Origin of the sequence: Longimycelium tulufanense (assembly GCF_014645795.1) — a bacterium.
Classification (GTDB): Bacteria; Actinomycetota; Actinomycetes; order Mycobacteriales; family Pseudonocardiaceae; genus Longimycelium; species Longimycelium tulufanense.
Genome location: NZ_BMMK01000051.1, coordinates 14683 through 29695 on the forward strand (window position 1 = coordinate 14683; position 15013 = coordinate 29695).

The window sequence follows — 15013 nt, forward strand, 5'->3', positions numbered from 1 at the left end:
GCAGTGTGACACGCAGTGGCCGCTACTGTAACGTTTCAGTCCCTGTGAGTAGCGATACTGTTCCAGTGTGCAGCAACTGTTGACTGCCCAGCAGCTACTGATCGGGCCGCATGGGGAGAGCATTTCACCAGGAGCGGTATTGATCGACGGCGACGTGATCACCGCAGTCGGATCAGTCCGCGAGATCGAGCGCCAGACTTCCAGCAGCGTGCATCGCTTGGACTATCCGCAAGGGACGATCCTGCCGGGGCTGATCAATTGCCACGTGCACCTCGCCTTTGACGCGAGCAGAGATCCTGTTGCCGCTCTGCTCGAATCCAGCGATACCGATCTGATCCGCGGTATGAGTGCCCGGGCGCGCCAACATCTGGCCGCTGGTGTGACGACCGTGCGCGACTTGGGGGATCGAAACGGGCTAATCACCCAGCTGCGTGATGCCATCAACCGCGGTGACATCACAGGGCCACGAATCCTCGCCGCCTGTGCGCCACTGACACCCCCCGGCGGGCACTGCTTCTTCCTCGGAGGCGAGGTCTCTGGCGACAAGGAGATCCGCGAACGTATTCACCACACCGCCGAACTCGGCGCTGACGTGATCAAAGTGATGGGCAACGGAGGGCAAATGACCCCCGACGGCCCAGGCATGACCGACTCGCAATTCTCGCCAGGCGAACTCCGCTTGATCGTCCGCAAGGCTCACGCCGTCGGCCTGCCCGTAGCGATCCACGCCTACACCGTCGAGACCATCGCCGCGGCCGTCGACGCTGGAGTGGACACCATCGAGCACTGCACGTTCCTGGGCCCAGACGGCATGCCCGACCTGCGCGACACCGTTGCCGAAACGATGGCAGCCCGCCAGATCGCAGCCTCTCCAGCACTGCCATCCGGGTGGCGACGCATGTGGGACATGCTGGGCCCCGAACGCTCCCAGGCCATCGCTGACCGACTGAGGTGGCTCATGAACCGCCGAGTTCCGGTGCTGTTCGGCAGCGACGCGGGCGTGCCGATCTCGCAGCACGGTGACCCGGTCAGCACGCTCGAACTGTACGAGCACATCGGCGTTCCGGTCCCCGGAATTCTGGAGCTGGCAACGACCGCGAGCGCCCACTACCTCGGGCTGTCCGACAAGACCGGTGCGTTGCGGCCCGGATTGGCCGCTGACCTCATCGTCGTTGATGGCAATCCCCTGCAGGACCTCCAAACACTGCGCTCCCCGAAGCTCGTGCTGAGCTCGGGACGAGCGGCCGTTGACATTTCCGACCTCGGGTGATCACTGGAGATAGACAGGGATCCGGGTGGAGTGGCACACTATGGTGTGCCTGCGTTGCGTGATAGCTCTATATAGTGAGCTACATGTGGTGCCAGCAGCTTGCGGAGGAAGCCATGCCCGACCAGGCTACGGGTGCCCTGGCCTGGCCCGATGACGAGCCAGTCGGCTCACTCCTCGCCATCTCGCGTGTGGACACAGCGACCACCGAAACCGGGCTGCGCCGTGTCGAATTCTGGATCACTGCGTTCTCGCTGCCTCAAACCGCCTGAGCCGGTGTGCTTCGAGTGTTGGCACCCATGCATCCTTCGGTTGGTATCGCGACTTGGGTGATTGGCGGACTCCTCGCCGAGATCCTGCTCGCGCGGGCGGTCCGTCAGCGCGAGCAAGACGTCCAGTCATGGCAACTGTTCTTGCAGATTGGCATCACGAGCTTCCTTCTTGCGGTCATGGTCTGGAAGAACAGTTCGGTGGTCAGCTTGCTCGTTCCGACAGGATTCCTCATTACTGCTGTTCCATTAGCTCTCCACGATCTGCGGATGGGTCGGCTTCCGAACTGGCTCGTAGCCCTGAGCTATCTCCTGACGGCAAGTGCGCTGCTCGCCGCCACGTTGTGGGGTCGGCAACCCGAGCACCTTGGACAGTCATTGATCGGCTCAGGACTGTTCTTGCTCTTCTATGCCGCGCTCTACATGTTCGCACGTGGACAGCTTGGTGGAGGTGATGTGAAGCTGGCAGGTGTTGTTGGCGCTGTTCTCGGCTGGCAGGGCTGGTCGAGCCTTCCCAGCGGCCTACTTCTGATCTGGCTCATCAGCGCTTTCACCTATCTGGTCGCTACTGCGGCTGGCAGGAACAAACTGGTGAACGCTCAGCCTCATGGGCCGAGTCTTGTGATCGGCACCTTCGTAGCGATCATGGCGACACTTTGATCCGCTTGGGGCGGGTTGGGGGGCAGCCGCCGGCGATGTGCTCTTCGCGCGGATGTTCCGGAACGGCACACACGGGCGGGAGTGAGTTTGTTCGGCAGGACGGGTCTCTCCCATGGGCTGCGCAGATCGACGGCCCGGTGGCGTGCCAGCCGAAGCTGGGCGTGGACGGCCAACAGCAGCCAGAGCCAGTGGTCGGCCGCTGCGGGAGCTCCTCGAGATGCTGGTCGAGCACCAGAAAAATCCGGTCGTCACTCGGGCATGTGATGCTTGCGGTACGTCGCCCCTGTAGGGATGTGGAGGCGTCCTTGGGTGAGGACGAGGCGGATGCGGCGGAGGGCGTGGAGGTCGTGGCGGGGGTCGCCGTCTACGACGAGGAGGTCGGCGTCGTAGCCGGGTGTGAGCTGTCCTGTGCGGGTGCCCAGGCCGAGGGCGCGGGCGGAGTTGACGGTGGCGAGCTCGATGGTCTGGTCGTGGGTGAAGCCCAGGTACTCGTAGAGTTCGAGCGCGTTGACGATGTCGGTGAACTCCGAGCCGGGCAGGCCGGCATCGGTGCCGGTGATCAGTCGGATGCCGAGGTCGGCCATCCAGCGCAGCCGGCCGAGCAGCGGGGCGGCGCGGTCTTCGCCTAGGCGCTCCAGTATGCGGCGCCATTGGCTGCTGGCGGCGCAGACCGCAATGCCGTGGGTGGCGATCCGGCGGGCGATGTCTTCGTCAGGGGCGAACCGGCCGTTGGGGGTCATCCAGGTGCAGTGTTCGATGGTGTCGACGTTCGCGTCGACTGCGGAGGCGATGGCTTGGGTGCCGTGGGCGTGGGCGGCGACCGGGAGACCTGCCTGGCGGGCCTCGTCGACGATGATGCGGAGTTGGTTGGTGGTGAACTGGGACTCGCCCATTGCCGCGCCACCGGGGGTGAGCTGTCCTCCGGACACCATCACCTTGATCACGTCGGCGCCCGCGGTGGCGTTGCGGCGCACTCGTTCGCGCAGTGCGTGGGGGTTGTCGGGGTCGACTTCGCCGCCGAGGAACCAGCAGTGCCCGCCGGGTGGGGTCAGGGGTGTGGTCGCGGTCAGCAGGCGGGGGCCGGGCAGCCGGCCCTGGGCGATGGCCTCGCGCAGCCGCACGGCGAGTTCGTTCCGGTCGCCGAGGTCGCGGGCGGTGGTGATCCCGGCGTCCAGCAGCTGGCGGGCACGGCTGGCCATGCCGAGCAGCAGGTCGGTGTCGTCGGTGTCCTGGAGCGCACCCACCGGGTCGGGGCCGGCGTCGAATGCCAGATGGACGTGGCTGTTGATGAGTCCGGGCAGCACCGTGGCTTCGGGGGCCCGTAGGACCTGGGTGTCAGCAGCGGCGTGTTGCGCGATCTCGGCTCGAAGCCCCACCGCCTCAATAGATCCGCCGCGTACCAGGACTGCGGCGTCGGTGAGATGGTTCCCGGCGGGACCGAGCAGGATCTGTCCGGCTTCGATGAGGATGTCCACCACGCTGATCATACGAACCGTGGTGCGGGACGCCGCACTCCGCGGTATGGCACCGGAAACCGGTCGCGGCGGTGTGTTGGTTAGCCCGTGACGGGTGTCAGGCGGAACACCGCGGTGCTGCCTGTGTGGCGTCGGATCTCCTCGATGGGCGCGCCGGGTGGGAAGGGCCAGAAGCTGCTGGGCTGGGCGACGTTGCCCAGGTAGATCGCCAGGATGACTGCGGCGTCGTCGCTCTCGATCAGGGTAGCGGCGTGCTCGGGGACGGGGTCGCCCTCGATGTGGCAGCTGCCGGCGGCCAGCAGGTTGCGGACCCAGTCTCGGGAGCGGTTCGGCGCGCACACGTAGCGGTGTCCGTCGAATTGGGTGACCGCCAGCGGTGTCTGGCGGTCCTGGCCTGTTGCCCTTCCCAGGATGTGCAGGATCCGCAGCACGTGGCGTCCTTCGGTGTAGGGCTGGACCGGCGTTTGGCGGATCTTGTCGGCCATTTGGGCGTTGAACGCACTGATCTCGGCGTGGCTCATCTGGGCGGGATTCACCGGTGCTCCGTTCAGTTTCATGCGGTGGAGAGTCGTTGCCAGGCGCGGGACAAGGCAACGAGCTCGGCGGTGTCGGCGTCCAGGTGGTCCCCCCTGCCTTCGGCAGGCAGCGCGAAGGACGTGGCCTGCGTGCTTACCCGGACCCCGTTCTGGCGGGCCTGCAACGCCTCCCGCACCAGCCGAGCCCGTTCCTCCACGGACAGCGCCTGGTCGGTAGCCTTGTCGCCGCCCACTGCCGTCACGTAGGGGCTGAGCTGCACTAGGCCGTCTCGGCATTCGACGACGCGTCGGTAGTGGCGGCGGTGGACTTGGCGCAGGCTGAACAGGTCGCGCCATGGGCTGGGGACCCGGTCTAGGGTTTGGGCGGGAAACGCGGCGTGCAGGGTTTCCCACAACGGGCGGAGCTGGTGGTAGGCACGCAGGCGACGCCACCACAGTGGGACCGCGACGGCACGGCTGATCACGGCCGGGTAGATCACCCCGAGGAGGAAGACCGCTGCGGAGAACAGGAGCAGGACGACGGCCCCTGCGGCAAGGGCGGGTGGCACCCGGTTTCCGGTCCAGCGGACGACCACGAAGACTGCGCGTACCGTGCAGGCCAGCGTGGTGAGGGTAAGTCCGGTGCCGACCAGCCAGAGGCCGTGGGCGAGCGGTGGCCGGGACATGCGTGCGTAGCGGATGCTCCACCGCACCGTGGAGGCGAACGCGTAGACCAGGTACAGGCCGGCGGTGAGGAAGAAGATCGCGACCGGGGTGTGTTCGGTGGCCTGCTTGCCCATGAGCTGGTTGCGGATGTCGCTGGGCACGGACAGGGTTGCCACGACCAGCACCAGGATCGTCGCGACCAGTGGCAGTGCTTCCCAGCGGGCGCGGCGTCGGGCGGCGGGCCCGGCGGCGGAGAACAGGTAGAAGCACATCAGTGAGTAGGCGCCGACTAGGACCAGCACGTTCTGGGTCAGCTTGGCCGAGCCCGGCCCTACTAGGTCGTTGAATTGCGCGGCTAGGCGGGACACGCCCAGCGGCTGGGCCGCTGCCATGCTCGCCAGGCACCCGGTCACCGCCCGCAGCGGCAGGTCGTGCGGCGCGCGAAGCAGGTGGATGGCCTTCCAGACAAACGCGATCCACAACAAGGTTCCGGTGAGGAGCAAGAAGCTCACAGCCACCCCCTGCGGTCTCCCAATGCGGATTGGAACCGTTGCACCGCGGCGTTGGATGCCCGAGTTGGGGAGACGCGGTTGAGTACTGCGGCCCACTCCAGGATGAGCGTGGCGACGAGTTCGGCTTCCCGTTCGTGCGCGGTGTCGTAGGAGGAGCGTCGCAACGCGCGCCGAACCGCCTCAGGCGACAAGTCCGGCATCATGGACAGCCAGAACTCCTCGTCGTGGTCATCGCTGCGATGCTCGGCCAGGATGTGTCCGATCTCGTGCAGGATGATGTGGTCTTGGTGGAATGGGCTGGTTTCCTGCTGATAGACGATGTGGTCGGCGTCAGCGGCGGCGATCCACAGACCGAACGGTCCCGGCACCGGCAGTGGGAAGGGCGCCAGATTGATCGGCCGTCCTCGCTGCCTGCCCAGCTGTTCGCATAACTCCTTCACTTGCAGCGGCGGTTGGATATCCAGCTCCCGTAACAGGCGGCGACACCGGCGACGCAGCGCCCAGTCCTTCACGATACCCCCACTCTCCCCACGGTTGAGCGGGCAAGAGCATTACAGACACGAGAAGTGGCGTCACGACCGCAGCGCGTCATTCCTGTCATGAATCACTCGGATGTTGCAGCGCCGTGCTCCGCCTGCAACGGGCAATGCTCCAACTGATCCACACGTTCGACGTCCCGCAGTCCGCCGAACAGTCACGACAGCCCAAGGGTTTTTGCGCTAGTCGGTCAACGAGGACTCTCCGTCCTCCGTGACCGGCGGTAGCTTGTTGGCGGCCCGCAGCTGGTCCAGCACAGCGATGATGGGCCCCAACTGCTCCGGGGTGAGCCCGTCAGCACGCGCGGCCACCTTCCGCACGCCCAAGTCCTTCCGCAGCTTGCTCAGCAGCGGAAGCTGGGTGAGCTGGTGAAGAGTGTCCTGGGCTCTCCGGTCGTCGGAGGTGAGGAAGTAGTCGGTGGTGACATCGAATAGGTCCGCGAGAGCCGTCAGCAGCTCGATGTTCGGGTTGCGCTTCTTGCCGGTGCGCAGGGCGGACAGGTACGCGGCACCGGCCTTGAGCTCCGGATTAATCTCCTTCAGCCTCTCGGCGATCTCCGCGTTGGTCCAGGACTTCGTGCGGCCGTGGGCCCGCCCGTGCGCAGCGATGAGCTGGTTGAGGCGGTCAGCGAACCGCTGGTCAGCCTCTCCCATCACCATCCTCCCAACCGGTTGATCATCAACCAGCGGTTGATTATACGCCCGAAGGGGCTCAACCGGTGGTTGACGAGTAAGCGGCGATGCGGTTTCATCCCCCACCGTGGGTCAACCACCGGTTGTGAGAGCGGAACTACGATTCGCTACTTCATTTGGTCGAGCCAGGCTGGCATCGAGGGGTCCGGGTGGCGCGCCAGCCCGCCGTAAGCCCTGCGCGGTATTCGTGTCCGGAGCGGCGACCCCCAGGAGCCGTTGCGCGCGGCGCGCAGGGCAACTCGGATCCTCATGAACCTTTGAAGGGGGAGGGCTGTTGCGGGAGGGCGAACAGCCGAGCCGTGGGAGCAGTAGGGGGTCGCAGAGGGATGGGCAGCGAGTCAGCAACTGCCATCGCTGGAAGAGGCAGGGAGACGGTCGTGGGCGGTGACGGCTCCCCTTCACCCTGGGAAACGTGCTGTCAGGCGTGTGGCAGGCCGCTGGCGGTTATGGCGATCGATCGGTTGACGGGGCTGTTGGACCGGTGGGGCTGGGACGACGCCGCCCCACGGGCGCTGGACCATGCCCGTCGAGGTGGTGTTGGCTTGGCGTTGCTCCTGGTTGACCTCGACTATTTCAAGCGGGTCAACGACGAGTTCGGCCATGTCGCGGGCGACGCGGTCCTCGTGCACACCGCTCGCGTCCTTCAACAGGCCACGCGGGAGACGGACCTCGTGGGGCGGTACGGCGGTCATACCGGTGACGAGTTCCTCGTCTTGTTGACCGACATCGACCCGCACCAGGGCCTAGCGATCGGTGAGGCGATTCGCGACGGGATCAGCAGTGCACAAATCCCCGCGAGGACTTCGCAGGGTGTGGTCTCCGTTCAGGGCGTGACGGCATCGATTGGGATCGCCTTCGACGATCGAGCACACGAGGGGGATCTCACCGATCTGGTCCTGCGCGCCGATACCGCCCTGCGGGCCGCCAAGGCCCATGGACGGAACAACATTCAGGTCGCAAGGACGAGTTCCTTCCCAGGGCGGAAGGCGTGGAGAACTCGTAGCGCATGAGGTTCGCGAGCACTCGTCCGCCGCGATCGTGCGGAGTTCGCGGACACCGTACGCGTAGCGACGAGCGGCCGATCTTGCCGTACCGCTCATGACCGAGAAGTTGTTCTTTGACGTTTGTGAGGTTGCCGCGTGGGGATGGTTGCGGCGCCTGATGCTGGGGGGTCATCACGATGGTTCACGGGGGTGTTTTGTGGAGAGTCACCGCAGACAGAACAGGGCGGGCTCGGCGACGGCAGGAAGGAGCGGGCCGGATGATCTGACGTGGTTACAGGAGAGAGCAACCGCTCGAGCACGTGCTGAACGCTGGTTCACCGATCCCCGGCTACGCCCGGTCAGCATCGGCTACGACGACCGTGACACGGCGACCTCGCGCTTGCTGTGTCTGCAGGTGGGGCTGGCGCAGGTGGGGCGGCCGGTGCGGCGGCTGCTGGATGTGTCGTGCGGCGGCGGCGACCTGTTGGCCGAGGCCGCGCGGATCGTGCCCGAGGTGGTGGGCGTGGACCCGGTTGCGGTGGCGGTGGCGGCGGCTCGCCAGCGGCTCACCGGGGGTCCGCGATGCCGGGTCGACGAGCTGTCCATGGAACAGCTCGCCGACCCGGCCGGCCAGACGCTCGGAACGTTCGACTTGGCGATCATGCATCTTGTGTTCGGGCTCGTGGAGAACCCGCTCGCCGGGCTGCTCGCGGTGGCGGACCGGTTGAGCGAGGGTGGGCTGTTCTACGCGACAGACCTGCTGCGTCCCGCGGCATTCAACGCAGACCCGCACGTGGCCGTCGCCTTCCGCCCTGCGAACTCCGATGAGCACGCCTACCTGGTCGACCAGGTCGCGGCATCGTTCAGCTGGGACGAACTGATCGCGCTCGGGCAGGCAGTCGAACGGTGCGCTCCGGTTCGCGTCGAGGTTCGGGCCGGCGGCCTGGGCGGGTTCGACATCGCCTCCGGGCAGGCGCGCCGGCTGGTTGCGGCACGCGCCCAACACATGATCCCTCTTTTGCGCCGATTCGAGGACGATGGTGCCCCCGAGGGTGCGGGCCCGCCGCCCTATGAGGTGATGTGGCACCTGTACCTGCGCCGGCTCACCTGACCCATGGAGGTCCCGGACAACGAGGTCCGGGTTGTTGTCGTCGACCGCCACCCCATCGTCGCGACGGGGCTGCGGTATGCGTTGGACAACGAACCCGGCCTGACCGTGGTCGGCGAGGCCCACGACGTCGCCTCCGCGATGCGGGAGATAACGCTGACCTCCCCCGATGTCGCCCTCACCGAACTCGACCTCGGAGCGGAAGACGGTGTGGAGCTGATCCGCCGGTTGCGGCGTTCGTGGGCAGACCTCGCGGTCGTGGCGCTGTCAGATCAAGTCGCTCGGGTCGTGGCTGCGGTCAAAGCGGGGGCGCGGGGGTTCCTCCGCAAGACTTCCACCGTGGAGGAGATCGTGCGTGCCATCCGTCAGGTGGCCTCGGGTGGGGCTCCGGTGTCGCCGTCGGTGTTGCCGATGCTGCTGGTGGAAGTGCATGAGCCCGGCAAGCAGGCACGGCTGTCCGCCCGCGAGGTCGAAGTGCTGCGCCTGGTCGCAAGTGGACTGTCCAATGTACAGATTGCTCGGAGGCTGTTCGTGTCAGAGACGACTGTGAAGACTCACCTGCGGCGCGTCTTCCGGAAGTTGGAGGTCAACGATCGGACGGCGGCCGTGGCGTCGGCGTTGTTGTCCGGCATCCTCAGCCAGCCTGGCTCCGGTCGAGAGGGTGTTGTGGGGCGGTCACCAGTCTGAGGGGGCAGGCAGCGTTCCCGGTGGCACAGGAGGAGTTGGTGACCGCTTTCGAGGGTCGGTGGTGTAGGTGTCGAGCAGCAGGTTGTGGGCGGCGTGGGCGGCGACCGCGCCGCCCAGCCCGGCCGCGAGGTAGGCAGTGGTGAACAGGGTCGCGGTCAGGGCGATGTAGGGGAGCCGGCGCCATCCGAAGCCGGGAACGTGGAGCGCCAGGAAACCGGCTGTGGCTGCCACCCATGCGGTCCACGCCGGGAGCCCCAACCCCACCATCAGTGCGAGTGGGGCGGTGTAGCGCCACAGCAGTTCCTCGCCCGCCGCACACACAATCGTCCGCGCGAGATGAGACATGGCCGGTGTGGGGCGGCGGACGAGACGGCGCCGCAGCGCGACGGCGACGAGGAACGGCAGGGCCAACCCAGCAAGGGTCGCGCTAGCGACCGCAGGCCACCATGCCTGCGCCGCGATCCTGTCCCACTCTGGTGGTGCGAGCAGCAGGACCGCGGCGGCCACACCGATGGTGAGCCAGTCGTAGGCGCGGGTCGGGTTGCGCGGGTGAAGTTTCCACGCTGCCCACGGGCACAGCAGGTGCAGGGCGAGCAGGGGCAGGGTGGTCACCGCCGCAGCGGTGACCACCCCCTGAAGAGTGGTGTTCATCGGGTGGTGGCCGGGCAGTCCCAGGAGTCGTACTTCTGCTTCAGCGGAGCAGCGACCTCGCGGATCCTCTCCAGGGCCGACGCCACATTCGAACCGTCGAGGTCGGTGCGGAGCTGCTGGAGCCAGGCGATGTAGCGGTCGTGGTCGGGTCGCTGCGCGTCAGGGATGTACAACGACTGGGCCCTGAGGTCGGCGATCCACCACTCGAGGGCAGTTTTGACCTCGGTGAGGTTGGTGCTGGTGGCGAGTGTGGTGAAGGTGGCTTGGTAGGTGGTCCAGTTGTCGACCTCGTGTCGTGCTGGCCAGGCGGCTTGGCGGATCTCAGTCAGGGTGGAGGCGGGGTCCGGGCCGTCGAGGTCGGTGCGGAGCTGCCGGAGCCGGTCCAGATAGGCGTCGTAGGAGGGCCTTTGTTCGTCGGGAATGTCTGCTGCGGCTTCCTCCAAGTCGGTAATCCATGCCTCCAGCGCGGTCTTGACTTGGACGAGGTCGCTGCTGGTGGTCAGGATCTTTAGGAGGGCCTGGGTCTCGGGGCAGCTTCGTGCCTGGACGGTGGTGGGCTGGGGTGGGTGGGGTGGGGTGCGGCGAGGCCGACTCCCGCGAACCCGTTCATGGTGACGGCTGCGAGCATCAACGTCGTGACCAATCTGCTCAGGCGAATCCGCACGTGTGCTCCGTCCTCTCCGGTGGTTGGTGAGTGCGTTGAGGTGGCCCGGGGAAGGGTGTTTAGCGGCGGTGGCGCGGTACCCAGGTGAACAGCCAGGCTGCGGTGAGCCACGCCGCGAACATCCACCCGGTTGCGTTGCCGCCTGCGATGGCCAGCTGTGACCAGGTGGCCTGACCGGCGTAGGCATCGATCGCGACCTCCAACAGAGGGCGTACCGGGAGCACCGAGGCGGTGGTGCGGACCCACTCCGGTGCGGCATCGAGGGAGAAGAACGCTCCAGAGAGCAGCAGCAGGGGAAGCGAGATGGCGTTGCTGATCGGCGAGGCGGCGGTTTCGTTGGGCATCAGTGGGGTGATCGCCACACCGAGCGTGCTGCCCACGATCAGTAGACCGAGCATCGCGACCGCGACCTGGAGGGGTTGTTCGGGGCGGGTGTCATAGGCCAGGGCCGCGACGACACCCATCAGGACGATGGCCAAGGCAGCAACGAGACCCCCGGCGAGCATCCGGCTCGCCAGCAGCACTCCGGCGCGCACCGGCAGCAGCTGGGAGCGTTTGAGGATCCCGTACTCGCGCAGGTAGGTCAGGGTGATCACCAGCGTGGTGAACGTGGCCGACATGGCCGAGATCGTCATGGTGGCGGGCGCGTAGTAGCGGGCCGTGGCCTGCGTGTCCTTGCCCAACATGGTGAAGGCGATCAAGAACAGCAGGGGAAGCCCGAGGGTGAACAGGGCGGACGCGGGGTTGCGGACTTGGGCGAGCAGGTCGTAGCGCAGTTGCCGCACCAGGGTGGGCAGGGCTGCGGGCACCGGCGCGAGGGGCACCTGCCGGGTGCCGAGCCCCGGTGCGCGGGTGGTGGCGGGCTTAGGCACGGCTGGCCTCCTTGTCCCCGTCGTCGAGCAGGTCCAGATAGACGTCCTCGAAGGTCGGGGAACGCACCGTCACGTCCACCACGGCGAGGTCGTGGCCGCTGGCCAGGGTTTCCAGCTCCCGCACCGTGTCGTGTGGGCTGCGGGTGTGCAGCTGCCACCGGCCCGTCGCGGCATTCCGGCTGGTGGAGACGACCGACGGCAGTGACGGCAGGGTGTCGGTGCTGGCGGCGAAGGAGACGACGCTGGGCAGGTTGGCGGTGGCGCGCAGGTGCGCCACGGTGCCTTCCCGCCGCACCCGCCCGCCCACCAGGATGGCGACCCGGTCCGCCAGGGCCTCGACCTCATCCAACATGTGGCTGGTGAGCACCACCGTGGTGCCGGTTGCGGTGAGGTCGCGGATCACGCGCCACACCTCGCGGCGGGCCTGGGGGTCGAAGCCGGTGGTCGGTTCGTCGAGAAAAAACAACGCGGGTTGGCCAATCAACGCGATCGCCAGATCGAGCCTGCGCCGTTCGCCGCCGGAGAGCCGATGGACCTTGCGGTCGGCCACGTGCGCCAGACCCACCAGCGTGAGCAGGTCATCGACGGCCCTGGGGTTGCGGTAGTAGGTGCGGTGCATCTGGACGTACTCGGCGGCCGAGAGGTCCGCGTCGATGCGGCAGTCCTGAAGCAGCGCCCCGATGAGCGCGCGCCATCCCGGTGGTGCGCGCCACGGGTCACGCCCCAGCACCTCCACCTGACCCTGGTCGGGTTTGCGGAAACCTTCCAGGCATTCGATGAGGGTGGTCTTGCCGGCTCCGTTGGGTCCCAGCAGGGCCCACACCTCGCCACCGGCGACGGTGACGTCAACATGGTCAACAACCGTGGTGGCCCCGTAGGCGACGACCACTTGCTGGGCGCGCACCACCGGGGAAGCTTCGCTCATGCCATTGACGATGAAGGCGAGGCGGGTGGCCGGAAACCCTCGACTGATGGAGGTGCGGCCTCCACCAGTTGGTGGAGGCGAACATCGCCACCACACCCGGACAATCGCCCTGCCCGACAACCACGATCGCGGATGGAGCGGTGTGAATACTGCTGCTGCGCCGGTGGCGCGTGCTGCTGATGCTTGGACGGTGAGTCCGCGCACCTGGGATGCGCTGTGGGGCGCCTCGGTGGTGTTGTGCGCGGTGGGGCTGGCGGCGTTTCCTCCCGCACCGCCGACGCGCACCGCGGTAGGGGCCGGGGCGGTTGCCACCGCGGTGCTGCTCTATGCGGCGTGGGGACGCCGGCTCTGCGACCGGGAACACCGCAGTCCCCACTATGTGCTGCTGATGACGAGCGCGTGGTGTGTGGCGTTGGCCGCCGCCCCGATCACGTGGATCGCCGCTATGCCCGCCTACGCCCACGCTTATGCTCTGGCCAGCACCCGGCACGGCCACACCGCCTCGCTGACGCTCGGGGTGGCGGGCATGATCGGGGTGGCCAGCACCGGCTCCGGGTGGGGCAGCGAGCGGGTGGTGGCCGGTGCGGCTATCGCTACCTCGGCCATGATCTTCGTGGTGTTCATGGGCTGGTTGATCACCCGCATCATCGACCAATCCCACGAACGGCAACGCCTAGTGGAGGAGCTGTTGGCCACCCGCAGCGAGTTGGAGGCCGTCAGCCACGAACGTGGCGTGCTCACCGAACGCGAGCGCATGGCTCAGGAAATCCACGACACCCTCGCCCAAGGGTTCACCAGCCTGCGCATGGTGTTGGAGGCGCTGGAAGCCGACCTCGACCGTGACCCGGCCGCGGCCCGGCGTCACTTGGCGGTGGCCTACCAGGTCACCGCCGACAACCTCGCTCAGGCGCGGGCACTGGTCGCGGCGGGAGCGGCGCCGCGCCGCGAGGGCAGCCCACTGCCGGAGGCCGTCGAGCGCCTGGTGGCGGGTCTGCGTGCCGGCCCCGATCCGGTGGCGGCCACGGTGACCATCACCGGCTCACCCCGGCCGCTGCCGGTGGAGGCGGAGGTTGCGCTGCTGCGGGCGGCCCAGGAAGCCATCGCCAACATCCGTAAACACGCCCACGCCACCGCAGCCGAGATCGAACTGTGCTACACCCCGCACCAGGTGGTGCTGCACGTCCGCGACAACGGCAGGGGATTCGACACCACCGCGCCGCACCGGGGCTACGGGCTCAGCGGCATGCGGGAACGCCTCGACAGCGCGGGAGGGAGCGTGAACGTATGGAGCAATCCCGCAACGGGCACCACGGTGACCGCCACAATCAACACCTGATCCGTGTTGTCATTGTCGATGACCACCCCGTGGTCCGTGAAGGACTGGCCACCCTGCTCGCCGGCCAGGACCGGATTCAGGTCGTTGCCGAAGCCGGAGACGGCCTCGAAGCCGTCACCGTCTGCGCCGCGTACCACCCCGATGTGGTGTTGATGGACCTGCGGATGCCCACCATGGATGGCGCCACCGCCACCCGCCTGATCATCGAGGTCCAACCCGAAGTGAAGGTGCTGGTACTGACCACCTACGACAGTGACACCGACATAGTCCGCGCGATTGAGGCCGGCGCCATCAGCTACCTCCTCAAAGACACCCCCCGCACCGGGCTCGTTGCCGCGATCCACGCCGCCGCCGAGGGCCGTTCCACGCTCGCCCCACAGGTCGCCAGTCGGCTCGTCCGGCAACGCACCGACCCCGCCGACACAGCCGGGCCTGCGTTGACCGCGCGGGAGATCGACGTGCTCCGCCTCGTGGCGGCCGGCGACAGCAACACCACCATCGCCCGCCTGCTGGGCATTGGCGAAGCCACCGTCAAAACCCACGTACACAACGTGTTCCGCAAGCTCGGCGTGACGGACCGCACCGCCGCCGCCACCGCGGCGATCGCCGCCGGACTCATCCCCAACCCGCACGCGGAGGACCGGTGAAGATCACCGAACCCGTCCACAAACTTCGGTTCATGGCGATGGCCCTGGCACAGGGCAACCGCCAGAAACACATGACCGTGGCGCACTACCTGTACCCCGTCACGCACATCGCGCTGAACAACACCCCCGCCGACGATGACTGGATCGCCGTGCGAGCACTGCGCCGGGCCGGCATCACCCACCACGCTCTCGACACCCTCGACGCAAAGACCAAGACCGTCCAGCGGACCTGGATACGCCGCCGCTACCACGGCCTCCGCGACACCCCCGACGCGCACGACATCCTCACCGCCGCCCACCACGGCATCGCCGGCCCCACCGACACCGTCGACACCGTCGACACCGGCCACGTCCTCATCTCCGCGTTCTGCCAGTACGCACGACGCCAGGATCTGGGAGAGGTGGGCGTCAACCTCCCCCAACTGACAGAAGCCGTCACCACCGAACGCCAACATCGCCCTGAATGACTTCGTCGCACCACCCTGAGGCTTATTCACGATGGGGTGGAACAAGCATCTGTCCGGTGTGTTGACATAGACGACGGCCC

Annotated in this window: 18 protein-coding genes; 9 read left to right on the top strand and 9 right to left on the bottom strand. The window is 67.2% G+C overall.

What is annotated here, in order from left to right; genetic code table 11:
- Positions 1 to 67 precede the first annotated feature (67 nt).
- The 3 genes from IEY55_RS29125 to IEY55_RS29135 all read left to right on the top strand — a co-directional run bounded on the left by IEY55_RS29125 (position 68) and on the right by IEY55_RS29135 (position 2196).
- Positions 68 to 1270 carry an amidohydrolase family protein gene (locus IEY55_RS29125; RefSeq protein ID WP_189061784.1) on the top strand — a complete coding sequence of 401 codons (1203 nt, stop codon included), beginning with the start codon at positions 68 to 70 and terminating at the stop codon, positions 1268 to 1270.
- Between the two features lie 83 nt (positions 1271 to 1353).
- Complete coding sequence (locus tag IEY55_RS29130) at positions 1354 to 1539, top strand: hypothetical protein (protein WP_189061785.1); 186 nt, start codon at positions 1354 to 1356, stop codon at positions 1537 to 1539.
- Between the two features lie 27 nt (positions 1540 to 1566).
- Complete coding sequence (locus IEY55_RS29135) at positions 1567 to 2196, top strand: prepilin peptidase (protein WP_189061786.1); 630 nt, start codon at positions 1567 to 1569, stop codon at positions 2194 to 2196.
- Between the two features lie 248 nt (positions 2197 to 2444).
- Here IEY55_RS29135 and IEY55_RS29140 read toward each other — a convergent pair whose 3' ends face one another.
- From IEY55_RS29140 to IEY55_RS29160, 5 genes are all read right to left on the bottom strand, one after another.
- Positions 2445 to 3683 (bottom strand): amidohydrolase family protein, encoded by a 1239-nt coding sequence (locus tag IEY55_RS29140; protein ID WP_189061787.1) that lies wholly within the window; start codon positions 3681 to 3683, stop codon positions 2445 to 2447.
- Positions 3684 to 3751: 68 nt separating this feature from the next.
- Entirely contained in the window at positions 3752 to 4228 is a 477-nt protein-coding gene (locus IEY55_RS29145) for a PNPOx family protein (protein WP_189061788.1), read from the bottom strand.
- Positions 4225 to 5364 (bottom strand): MAB_1171c family putative transporter, encoded by a 1140-nt coding sequence (locus IEY55_RS29150; protein WP_189061789.1) that lies wholly within the window; start codon positions 5362 to 5364, stop codon positions 4225 to 4227. The genes IEY55_RS29145 and IEY55_RS29150 overlap by 4 nt, the downstream gene beginning before the upstream one ends.
- On the bottom strand, positions 5361 to 5876 hold the full coding sequence (locus IEY55_RS29155; RefSeq protein WP_189061790.1) for a hypothetical protein: 516 nt from the start codon (positions 5874 to 5876) through the stop codon (positions 5361 to 5363). The genes IEY55_RS29150 and IEY55_RS29155 overlap by 4 nt, the downstream gene beginning before the upstream one ends.
- Positions 5877 to 6083: 207 nt before the next feature.
- Positions 6084 to 6554, bottom strand: coding sequence for a helix-turn-helix domain-containing protein (locus IEY55_RS29160; protein ID WP_189061791.1), 471 nt, complete (start codon positions 6552 to 6554; stop codon positions 6084 to 6086).
- Positions 6555 to 7039: 485 nt separating this feature from the next.
- On the opposite strand from IEY55_RS29160, the gene IEY55_RS29165 reads away from it, so the two are divergent.
- The 3 genes from IEY55_RS29165 to IEY55_RS29175 all read left to right on the top strand — a co-directional run bounded on the left by IEY55_RS29165 (position 7040) and on the right by IEY55_RS29175 (position 9371).
- On the top strand, positions 7040 to 7603 hold the full coding sequence (locus IEY55_RS29165; protein ID WP_189061792.1) for a GGDEF domain-containing protein: 564 nt from the start codon (positions 7040 to 7042) through the stop codon (positions 7601 to 7603).
- 388 nt (positions 7604 to 7991) lie between these two features.
- Complete coding sequence (locus tag IEY55_RS29170; protein WP_189061793.1) at positions 7992 to 8687, top strand: methyltransferase domain-containing protein; 696 nt, start codon at positions 7992 to 7994, stop codon at positions 8685 to 8687.
- 3 nt (positions 8688 to 8690) lie between these two features.
- Positions 8691 to 9371, top strand: coding sequence for a response regulator transcription factor (locus tag IEY55_RS29175; RefSeq protein WP_189061794.1), 681 nt, complete (start codon positions 8691 to 8693; stop codon positions 9369 to 9371).
- On the opposite strand, the gene IEY55_RS29180 is transcribed toward IEY55_RS29175, so the two are convergent.
- From IEY55_RS29180 to IEY55_RS29195, 4 genes are all read right to left on the bottom strand, one after another.
- A complete protein-coding gene (locus tag IEY55_RS29180) occupies positions 9360 to 10001 on the bottom strand; it encodes a CPBP family glutamic-type intramembrane protease (RefSeq protein ID WP_189061795.1) in 642 nt (213 codons plus the stop codon). The two genes, IEY55_RS29175 and IEY55_RS29180, sit on opposite strands and share 12 nt — an antisense overlap.
- A gap of 17 nt (positions 10002 to 10018) precedes the next feature.
- The gene (locus tag IEY55_RS29185; protein ID WP_189061796.1) at positions 10019 to 10465 is read right to left on the bottom strand and encodes a hypothetical protein; all 447 of its coding nucleotides are present in this window, start codon (positions 10463 to 10465) and stop codon (positions 10019 to 10021) included.
- Positions 10466 to 10745: 280 nt separating this feature from the next.
- Positions 10746 to 11558 carry an ABC transporter permease gene (locus tag IEY55_RS29190; RefSeq protein WP_189061797.1) on the bottom strand — a complete coding sequence of 271 codons (813 nt, stop codon included), beginning with the start codon at positions 11556 to 11558 and terminating at the stop codon, positions 10746 to 10748.
- The gene (locus IEY55_RS29195) at positions 11551 to 12483 is read right to left on the bottom strand and encodes an ABC transporter ATP-binding protein (protein WP_189061798.1); all 933 of its coding nucleotides are present in this window, start codon (positions 12481 to 12483) and stop codon (positions 11551 to 11553) included. Before IEY55_RS29195 ends, IEY55_RS29190 begins: the two co-directional genes overlap by 8 nt.
- A gap of 190 nt (positions 12484 to 12673) precedes the next feature.
- Between IEY55_RS29195 and IEY55_RS29200 the strand changes: the two genes are divergently transcribed.
- Genes IEY55_RS29200 through IEY55_RS29210 form a run of 3 tightly spaced genes read left to right on the top strand, consistent with a single transcriptional unit; the run spans position 12674 to position 14933 of the window.
- Complete coding sequence (locus IEY55_RS29200; protein ID WP_189061799.1) at positions 12674 to 13819, top strand: sensor histidine kinase; 1146 nt, start codon at positions 12674 to 12676, stop codon at positions 13817 to 13819.
- Positions 13816 to 14466 (top strand): response regulator, encoded by a 651-nt coding sequence (locus tag IEY55_RS29205; protein WP_189061805.1) that lies wholly within the window; start codon positions 13816 to 13818, stop codon positions 14464 to 14466. Before IEY55_RS29200 ends, IEY55_RS29205 begins: the two co-directional genes overlap by 4 nt.
- Positions 14463 to 14933, top strand: coding sequence for a hypothetical protein (locus IEY55_RS29210; RefSeq protein WP_189061800.1), 471 nt, complete (start codon positions 14463 to 14465; stop codon positions 14931 to 14933). Before IEY55_RS29205 ends, IEY55_RS29210 begins: the two co-directional genes overlap by 4 nt.
- Positions 14934 to 15013: the final 80 nt, after the last annotated feature.